Source organism: Moorena sp. (assembly GCF_982860115.1).
This window is the reverse complement of record NZ_CEYLVT010000276.1, coordinates 1-8,763: the sequence shown is the minus strand read 5'-3', so window position 1 is coordinate 8,763 and position 8,763 is coordinate 1. Positions and strand designations below refer to the sequence as shown.

At 43.6% G+C, this 8,763-nt stretch carries 7 protein-coding genes; 3 read left to right on the top strand and 4 right to left on the bottom strand.

Annotated elements, in window-relative coordinates:
- Nucleotides 1-2,174: CHAT domain-containing protein (locus AC4II3_RS28905; RefSeq protein ID WP_490722981.1), on the top strand; the 2,174-nt coding region annotated here is incomplete at its 5' end.
- A gap of 173 nt (nucleotides 2,175-2,347) precedes the next feature.
- Here AC4II3_RS28905 and AC4II3_RS28900 read toward each other — a convergent pair.
- Both AC4II3_RS28900 and AC4II3_RS28895 read right to left on the bottom strand, forming a co-directional pair.
- Nucleotides 2,348-2,539 (bottom strand): hypothetical protein, encoded by a 192-nt coding sequence (locus AC4II3_RS28900; RefSeq protein WP_488008386.1) that lies wholly within the window; start codon nucleotides 2,537-2,539, stop codon nucleotides 2,348-2,350.
- 160 nt (nucleotides 2,540-2,699) lie between these two features.
- Nucleotides 2,700-2,822: a hypothetical protein gene (locus AC4II3_RS28895; RefSeq protein ID WP_488008388.1), complete on the bottom strand. Its 123-nt coding sequence runs from the start codon at nucleotides 2,820-2,822 to the stop codon at nucleotides 2,700-2,702.
- Nucleotides 2,823-3,156: 334 nt separating this feature from the next.
- Here AC4II3_RS28895 and proX point away from each other — a divergent pair, with 334 nt between their 5' ends.
- The gene (gene proX, locus AC4II3_RS28890; RefSeq protein WP_488008390.1) at nucleotides 3,157-5,139 is read left to right on the top strand and encodes a glycine betaine/L-proline ABC transporter substrate-binding protein ProX; all 1,983 of its coding nucleotides are present in this window, start codon (nucleotides 3,157-3,159) and stop codon (nucleotides 5,137-5,139) included.
- A gap of 528 nt (nucleotides 5,140-5,667) precedes the next feature.
- Nucleotides 5,668-6,120 carry a helix-turn-helix domain-containing protein gene (locus AC4II3_RS28885; RefSeq protein WP_488008392.1) on the top strand — a complete coding sequence of 151 codons (453 nt, stop codon included), beginning with the start codon at nucleotides 5,668-5,670 and terminating at the stop codon, nucleotides 6,118-6,120.
- A gap of 92 nt (nucleotides 6,121-6,212) precedes the next feature.
- Here AC4II3_RS28885 and AC4II3_RS28880 read toward each other — a convergent pair whose 3' ends face one another.
- Both AC4II3_RS28880 and AC4II3_RS28875 read right to left on the bottom strand, forming a co-directional pair.
- A complete protein-coding gene (locus AC4II3_RS28880) occupies nucleotides 6,213-7,319 on the bottom strand; it encodes an AEC family transporter (RefSeq protein WP_488008394.1) in 1,107 nt (368 codons plus the stop codon).
- A gap of 5 nt (nucleotides 7,320-7,324) precedes the next feature.
- A complete protein-coding gene (locus AC4II3_RS28875) occupies nucleotides 7,325-8,260 on the bottom strand; it encodes an iron-containing redox enzyme family protein (protein WP_488008396.1) in 936 nt (311 codons plus the stop codon).
- Between the last annotated feature and the right edge of the window lie 503 nt (nucleotides 8,261-8,763).

The window sequence follows — 8,763 nt, the reverse complement described above, 5'->3', positions numbered from 1 at the left end:
GGTACCAACAGGCTGAACCCTTGTTAACCCAAGCCTTGAAGATGAGCAGACGGTTGCTGGGGGAGGAACATTCTTCTGTGGCATTAAGCCTGAATAATCTGGCGGTACTCTACAAATCCATGGGAAGGTACCAACAGGCTGAACCCTTGTATACCCAAGCCTTGAAGATCAACAGACGGTTGCTGGGGAACGAACATCCTTATGTGGCAACCAGCCTGAATAATCTGGCGGTACTCTACAAATCAATGGGAAGGTACCAACAGGCTGAACCCTTGTATCACCAAGCCTTAGAGATGAGGAAACGGTTGCTGGGGAACGAACACCCATCAGTGGCAACCAGCCTCAATAATCTGGCGGTACTCTACAAATCCATGGGAAGGTATCAACAGGCTGAACCTTTCTATACTAAAGCCTTGGAGATGAACAGACGGTTGCTGGGGGCAGAACACCCATTGGTGGCACAAAGCCTCAATAATTTGGCTGTTCTACATGAAAGTCAAGGAAACATTCAGCAAGCCCTAGAGTTTCTCGAAGCGGGATTAGACATCCAAGAACTCAATCTAGAACGTAATCTCGTCGCTGGTGCTGAAAAGCAAAAACGAGAGTACATCAAAACTATCTCTGGCACAAGGGATGGAGCTATTTCTCTACACCTAAACTCAGCTGGTGATGATGAAAGAGCAGCTGGTCTAGCGTTAACAACTATACTACATCGCAAAGGTCGTTTACTGGATTTCTTGACCCATAGTCAGCAACTGTTGCGTAAACGCTTAGATTTCCAAAGCCAAAAATTACTAGACCGACTCCAAGATACTCGCACCCAACTCGCTAACCTCACTTACAACCGACCAGAGAATCTTCCCCTTGAAGAATATCGTAATCAACTGGATGAATTAACGAATCAGGAACAGGAACTAGTCGCAAAAATTAGTCGGCGCAGTCGTGAATTTGCCCAAATCAATCAACCAGTCACCATCGAAACCATTCAACAACTGATTCCATTAGATACCGCACTGGTAGAATTTGTAGAGTACAAACCCTACAATCCCCAAGAGGATAGTTTTGGTAATCCCCGTTATGCCGCCTATGTACTCCGTTCTAAAGGCGCACCCCAAGGCATGGATTTAGGGGAAGTAGATGCTTTGAAACCTCTGTGGAAAACACTTGAAGAATCCCTTCAAACCGTATATCATAGCACCCCTAAGGTAAAACGAGCAGCCCGCAATCTGGATGAGAAACTGATGGCGAAAGTTCGTCCTTTGTTGGGAGATAGCCGCAGGATTTTATTGTCTCCAGACGGCTTCCTCAACCTAATTCCTTTTGAAGCTTTAGTAGATGAAGACAACCGGTATTTAGTAGAAAGCTATGGGTTTACCTACCTCACTTCTGGTAGGGATTTACTGAGATTATCTAATCCCAATCCCAAGCTCACCCAACCAGTGGTTTTGGGAGCACCAGATTTTGAGAATTCCGCTCAAACTACTGCCCTTGGGGAGGAAAACCAGCTAGTAGCAACCCGCAGCTTACGTGACTTTAATCCTTCGGAGTTGAGCTTATCGCCTTTACCTGGTGCTCTTGAGGAAGTAAAAGCGATCGCAAAGATGCTGGATGTGGAGCCGTTGTTGGGTGCTCAAGCTAATGAAGCAGCATTGAAACAAGTTACTCGTCCCACAATACTACATATCGCTACCCATGGTTTTTTCAAAGAAATACCTGATTCGGAAGAGTTTACTAATGGGGATAATGCCTTACTTAGCTCATGGTTAGCATTAGCAGGAATTAAGAACAACAAGCCAGACAATGATCTAGAAGATGGCATCTTTACAGCCTTAGAAGCAACGGGATTAAATTTATCAGGTACAAAGCTAGTGGTGTTATCAGCATGTAATACAGGTTTAGGTAATATCAGTGCTGGCGAGGGAATATATGGATTGCGTCGAGCGTTGGTAATTGCCGGGTCAGAAAGCCAAGTCATTAGTTTATGGACAGTGAATGATGAGGCTACGAAGTATCTAATGGTGTCTTATTATCAAGGATTGCAGGATAACCAAGGGCGTTCTGAGGCTTTGCGAAGGGTTCAGTTGCAAATGCTAGGAAGTCCAGAGTATAACCATCCGATTTATTGGGCGAGTTTTATTCCTTCTGGTAATTGGCGCTCTATGGGTGGGGAGTAGGGAATCGGGAGTCGGGAGTCGGGAGTCGGGGTAAGTCTTCAGCCATCAGCTGTCAGCAGTCAGCTTTATGAATTCTGACAGGCATCTTGGTGGAACTGGCATCTTGCCAGTTTCCTGCCACAACACAACCTTCAACCCTCTAACCTTCAACCATTCCCTCCTCCCGGTCAACCCTAAGATTCTTTATTCATAAGATCACCTAGATCAAAAACAATCACGAAATTAGCATCAGGCATAAGCCTTTTCAGAGCTTGCATATGCCCCTCCGCATTGGAACGGTTGCGGAACCGACGAACAACAACCCGTTGCATTTTGGGCAACAGCCGAACGATTGCCCACGGATGTAGGCGATGTGCATAAGTCATAATAAATCATGTCCTTTTCATAAGGGATTTAAAGCCAGCCCGGTGACTGTGGGAAATCTTGAGGCTGGCTTTTGTCATGGAACATTGCTAGTGTTTGATGACGTGATTTTATTATAACAAAAAAATAAACTTATATTATAACATATTTTTAGAACTTTTGTTACAACTTTTTTAGGCAGCAGGGAATCGGGAGTCGGGAATCGGGAATCGGGAATCGGGAATCGGGAGTCGGGAAGCGCTCGAAATGGGTAGTGCCGTAACGCAACACCAGGTCAAACAGCATGCATTGAGATGCACCCTTTGGCGATAACCTCTAGATTTCAGCGGAATTGGTTATGGTAAAAGAGTATAAAATTGTGACATTTATAACATTTATGATATTTTTTTATGGTGCTCTGTAGTGTAATAATTCAGCTGATAGCTGAAGGCTGATAGCTGAACGCTGACGGCTGACAAGATAACTAAAAAAGGAAAAGAAAACGCTGACTAGTCAATCAATTTGCTGATCAATCTCATGCTACCGGAGTTGATATTACCCATCACCAAGCCCTTACAATATAGATACTCACCGGTATGATACTATTAAAAAAAATACTGGTATTATTGTGTTGAAATCCTTGACTCTATCTGTTTTTGTGATCGCCAAGAGCCAAGGAGGTCTAGATATTCTACTGAACCCCTTTGAGCTTTATACCTTACCCCTCCAGCAGTGGATTACTGCTGCGGTGAATTTCCTGGTTGACAATTTTCGTCCCTTTTTTCAAGGGATTAGTCTACCGATTAGCATCACCCTGGAGAGTATAGAATGGCTGTTGCTATCGATTCCTCCATTAATTTTACTGATTCTGATTGCCTTGATAGCATGGCAACTGGCTGGTGGCAGAATTGCTATTTATAGCGTTGCTGCTCTGAGCTTGATAGGGTTTTGCGGAGCCTGGGAGCAAGCCATGGTATCTCTTTCCCTAGTAGTAACGGCTGTAGTGTTTTGCATGGTGATAGGCATCACTGTCGGTATTGCCTGTGCTAGTAGCGATCGCATTGAGAAAGTGCTGCGACCCCTGCTCGATGCCATGCAAACCCTACCGTCATTCGTCTATCTTGTCCCAGTAGTGATGTTGTTTGGCATTGGTGCAGTGCCTGGAGTAATGGCAACCTGTGTCTTTGCCATACCCCCCCTGATTCGCTTGACTAACCTAGGAATTCGGCAAGTGTCTACAGAAGTTGTCGAAGCTGCGATCGCATTTGGCTCAACCCCGACACAAATGTTATGGGAAGTCCAAATCCCCCTAGCCATGCCAACTATTTTGGCTGGAGTCAACCAAGCCATCCTCTTAGCCTTATCCATGTCGGTAGTAACCTCCATGATTGGTGTAGGAGGACTTGGACAGATGGTATTGCAAGGACTAGGTCGGGTGAATGTGGGATTAGCTGCTGTGGGAGGATTGAGCATCGTTCTAATCGCAGTAATGCTGGATCGGATCACTCAGATAGTCAGTCAAGGCAACAACCAAATCCCTTGGTTGCAACGAGGACCAATTGGTTTGGTGCGCTCTTCGAGTGGTCAACAACTGGCTTGGGCTACTGTTGGAGCAACCATTTTACTAGCACTCCTGGGTTTTATCACTTTGCAACAACCCTCCCAAGCCCAAGTAACCACAGACTCTAATCTAGCCATGCCTGGTAAAGGGGTGAGTGTACAATCGGTTTATAGTAGCTTGCAAGAAGAACAATTCCAAACCGACATTGTAAACATCGGTCTGGAAAAACTTGGTTACACTATCAAACAGCCAAAACAAATTGAATACGTCACCGCACACTTAGCTTTAGGCAACGGCGACCTAGATTACACTGCTGTTCATTGGGATATTGGTCATAGACCCTTTTTTGAACAAAGTGGTGGTGAACAGAAGTTAGAACGAATTGGAGTAATCACCTCTGATCTCTGGCAAGGTTATCAGATTGATAAAAAAACTGCTGATAAATACAACATCACTAACTTAGAGCAACTCAAAGACCCAAAAATCGCTAAACTCTTTGACTCAGATGGTGATGGTAAAGCCAATTTGATTGGCTGTAATTCCGGTTGGTTTTGTGAAATTATGATTGAGCATCACATTAAAGCATACGGACTCCAAGACACCGTTGAGCAAGACCAAGGAACCTACTCCGCCTTAATTGTAGATGCCATTACTCGCTACAACCAAGGACAACCAATCCTCTACTACACTTGGACTCCCATGTGGATGGCAGCAGTGTTAAAACCAGATCAAGATGTAGTCTGGCTAGAAGTTCCCTTCACTGATCTACCAGAATCACAGAAAGACTTGACCGCAAAAGATACCTCGGTAAATGGAAAAAATCTGGGATTTGCCATTGATCGAATCCGAATCGTAGCTAATAAGAAATTTGTGTCTGCTAACCCAGCCGCCAAGCGCTTGTTTGAATTGATTCATATTCCCGTTCAGGATATCAATGCCCAAAATGAATTACTCAACAACGGTGAAGATAGCTCAAAAGATATCCGTCGCCATGCCGAAAAATGGATTGAAAACCATCAAGACCTGTTTGATAGCTGGGTCGAAGAAGCTAGAAATGTTTAATAAGCCATCAGCCGTCAGCTTTCAGCTTTCAGCTGTCAGCTGTCAGTAAATTTTGCGTAGTGGACCGACACATCATTAATGGTGCAATAAGCGTAGGTTGGGTTGAAGAATGAAACCCAACACTAGTAGGGTGTGTTAGGGGTGGGCTCGCCCTGATTTTATGCCTTAAGCCACCATTGAAATAGCCCACCCCGTAACGCACCACCGGATAAAACAATAAAACTGAAATATTCCGATGCGATCGCTTTTCGATCGCATTTTTAGTAAGCTCATTCAAATTGTCTATTTTTGAGTCTGCGGGAAAAACTCCAAAACCCCTCCCCTGCTACTCTTTTTAACTATTCCGTTGTGAATCTGGTCGAGATTTAGCTCTCATATCGCCACAACCGCACTCTCTAAAATTACCTCAACTTAAACTTTACCTGAAAAGGTGTTTGTAAAAAAATATTAACAATAATTGACAAACACCCTCTAAGCTTCTTTTTTACCTTATAATAGTGATATCGGAATAGTAAAGTAAATCCACTCATGAACAAGTCCGTTTGTACTACTGAAGCCGCTTCTCTCTTAGGTATTTCTTCTCGACGCTTGCGTCAACTCCTCAATGATGGTCGCGTCCGGGGTGCTTATAAAAGTGGAAAATTCTGGATTATTCCCCTGTTCAACAATCTGCCCCAAATCATAGAAAAGAAGCGTGGACCAAAAGGCAAATGGCGTACTACTCGTCCTCCTGCTATGGCCAAAATCAATGTCAATCGCAATCGCATTGGCAGCAACAATCACAAAAGTCCCGAAGAGCGTCAGCCAGTGATTTCAGTAAAACGAAGCGGTGACAATCTATACGGCAATCAAGTCGAAATCCTTGGTCCTTGTCGGATTGTCTATCAGCCCGATAAACCACTCAGTTGTGGCGCTCGTCTGTGGATCGAAACCTTCAGTGATATCCATTTTATTGGTGGCAGTTTTCCCGCTACTGCCTAATGCTCACAAGCAAAATTAAATCACAGCGTTTCTCGCTGTTATGAGGTACAGTCTTCTGTGAAGTTGATTTCCTGTCTTGATGCAACGCATCGCTATTCCCGATTATCTCTTCCTGATTCCCGATTCCCGATTCCCGATTCCCGATTCCCGATTCCCTTTACTATACTGAACAGGAGCAAAAGGATAGTTCCGACTAATCCCAGATGAGACGGTAATATAAAAAACGCGCTATTAGAAAAAATAATTAAATTCACACAAATCGATATCGGAATAGAAGTGGTCAGTAATCCTAGAGCAAATTCCGTATCAAATGTCGGGTGAGTACGCCGATGTTTCTCTTGGTCGAGCATATTAATCTGGGAAGCGTACAACAACGGCCACAAACTCAATCCGCTTTGGGGTAAAACTACAGCTAGTAACATTTCTGCTAATGTATCTGGTTTAAACAAAATCAGTACTGCTGCGCTAAACCAGAATCCTGCTGCTGAGCGAACCAGTAAAATTAGTAAAATTTTCCGTAATTGTAAGGTTTTCGGCTTGAGAGAAATCCCTACAAAAAACAAAATCATGGGAGTAGTGCAAGCAGCTAACCGTTCCAGAGCCTGCAACACTATTTCTGGGATAAGTGTTTTACCTAGATTTAATGCTCCTATGGACAAACCCAGTAACAACGCCAAATTTGCTGGTTCTTGGATCAGAGTGAATCCAATCGTTTTGAATTTGCTGAACTTGATGTGGGCAGTATCAACACTTCGTTGGTGTAGATACATCCCTAAAGCATAAAGACCGATTAGCACAAAACATTTATTACCGACATCTACTAATCCAGCTAGAGCTAGTCCTTGCTCACCTAAAAATTCCTGAGTAAACGGATAAACTGTTAAACCAGGAGCTAAAGACGCAAACATCAATATCAACGAGCGGGCTTTAGCTTTTTCTTTGCTAGGAATTACCAAACCTGTTAATAACCATCCAATTCCTAACAAGAAGAAATTAATAGCAAGTCCGAATAGCGGTAGCGAGAGTAAACCTTGACTGATATCAATTTTGATCGTGGATAGGAATAGAGCCGCAGGCAGTAAAGCATTGATAATTAAGGTTTTAATAGCACCAACTGCTACAGGTTTTTGAAATTTCCCTTTCAGGGCATAACCAATAGCAATGAAAAGCACCAGGGGAATGACTTTATCAATAGCCAAAGTCCTTAACCTTTACCGGATTTAACAGTGTCTTGACCCAGCAGTACCAATTCTTGATGCAAATCATCGTAAAATCCCTGACGAGCTCTTACTGCCATGGCCACGCCCTGCCATACTTGCCAAAGGGTTTGGGGAGAATTAGCGATCTGCTCAATCACATCTAAGATTTCCTCAGCATGGTCTTGATCACAGTCGCAGTGAACCGCAAAGAATTCTTGTCCTTTGGTGGAAATACCCAGTTTTTTCAGACCTGCTAAAATCAGTTGGTTTTCATAGGGTAGGATAGATTCCGTGAAAGCCAGTATCCCCAATCCAAAGGCAGCGGGGTATTGGAAGCAAGCCGTTGTGTAGATTTGCAGGTAGCGTTGGGTTCCTGGTAATAATTCTTGTGATGACTTTGGTAGAGGTATGGACTCACCTACTCCTATCGCTGATAATTCTTCAAATAACTGCTGCCACATTTGAGGATGGGGTTTGCTATGACCAGATTTCCCCGATAATCCATGTTCTTCATAGAGATTCTTTAATAAAGGGATTCGGGTTTGGGGTGTAGGTAGCTTAGAAGCAACAGCAGTGAGCCAATTGGGGAAACACCAACTAATCAGATAACGCTGGTTGAGCCAAGTTTCTAGGTTACGACTTACGCCAGTTTCCCTGATTAAACAGGATAATCGGGGATGATCAGCCACTAAGACTCCTAATTTTTGATCAGTAGTGGGTAAATCCTCTAGGTGAGTGTGCCTTAACGGTCCATTTTGGAAATTCAGCAACCAGGGATGCTGGAGTAGAGCATGATTTCGGGCATAATGGGGAATTTGCTGGGGAGACCCCAGACTTTGGATGGTAGCGATGGAAAAGGTGTTGGGTGATTGGGCTTGGGTGGGTCTATCATACTCCTGGGGGACCTGTAGAGTCCGCATATATTCGAGAAAGTCTTGCATGACCTAGTTTCACTAGTAGTAATAGTGTTTTTACTGTTAATTACAATCAAAGCTTCGTCCCAACAGGAAGAAGTTAGCAGTGGGTATTATCATTTCACGCCGGTCAAGTCAAATCAACGGTTTTACTATACCGATTAAGGACTGATAAATATAGATCAGCTGTTACCCATATCATTGGGATACTCAACAAGAGGCTTAGAGGGATTAAGACTTGCACCCTGTTTGCCTTCTCCTTCTTATGGTTCCCCTTTTTGCTACGTACCTAGTCAATTTCTATTACGCACTTACGCAAAATTGCTTAGCAAACCTAACCAAACACTATAAATAGAGGTGGGCAAAACCTTGCCCACCCTACAGGTAGCGTTAAATTCAGGGATTAGCGTAAGTCCTATTTTATCTAGCGTTTATCGGAGTTATGAGGTACAGTCTAGATCCAGCGCATCTCTATTCCCTAAAACCTAAAACCTAAAACCTAAAACCTAAAACCTAAAACCTAAAACCTA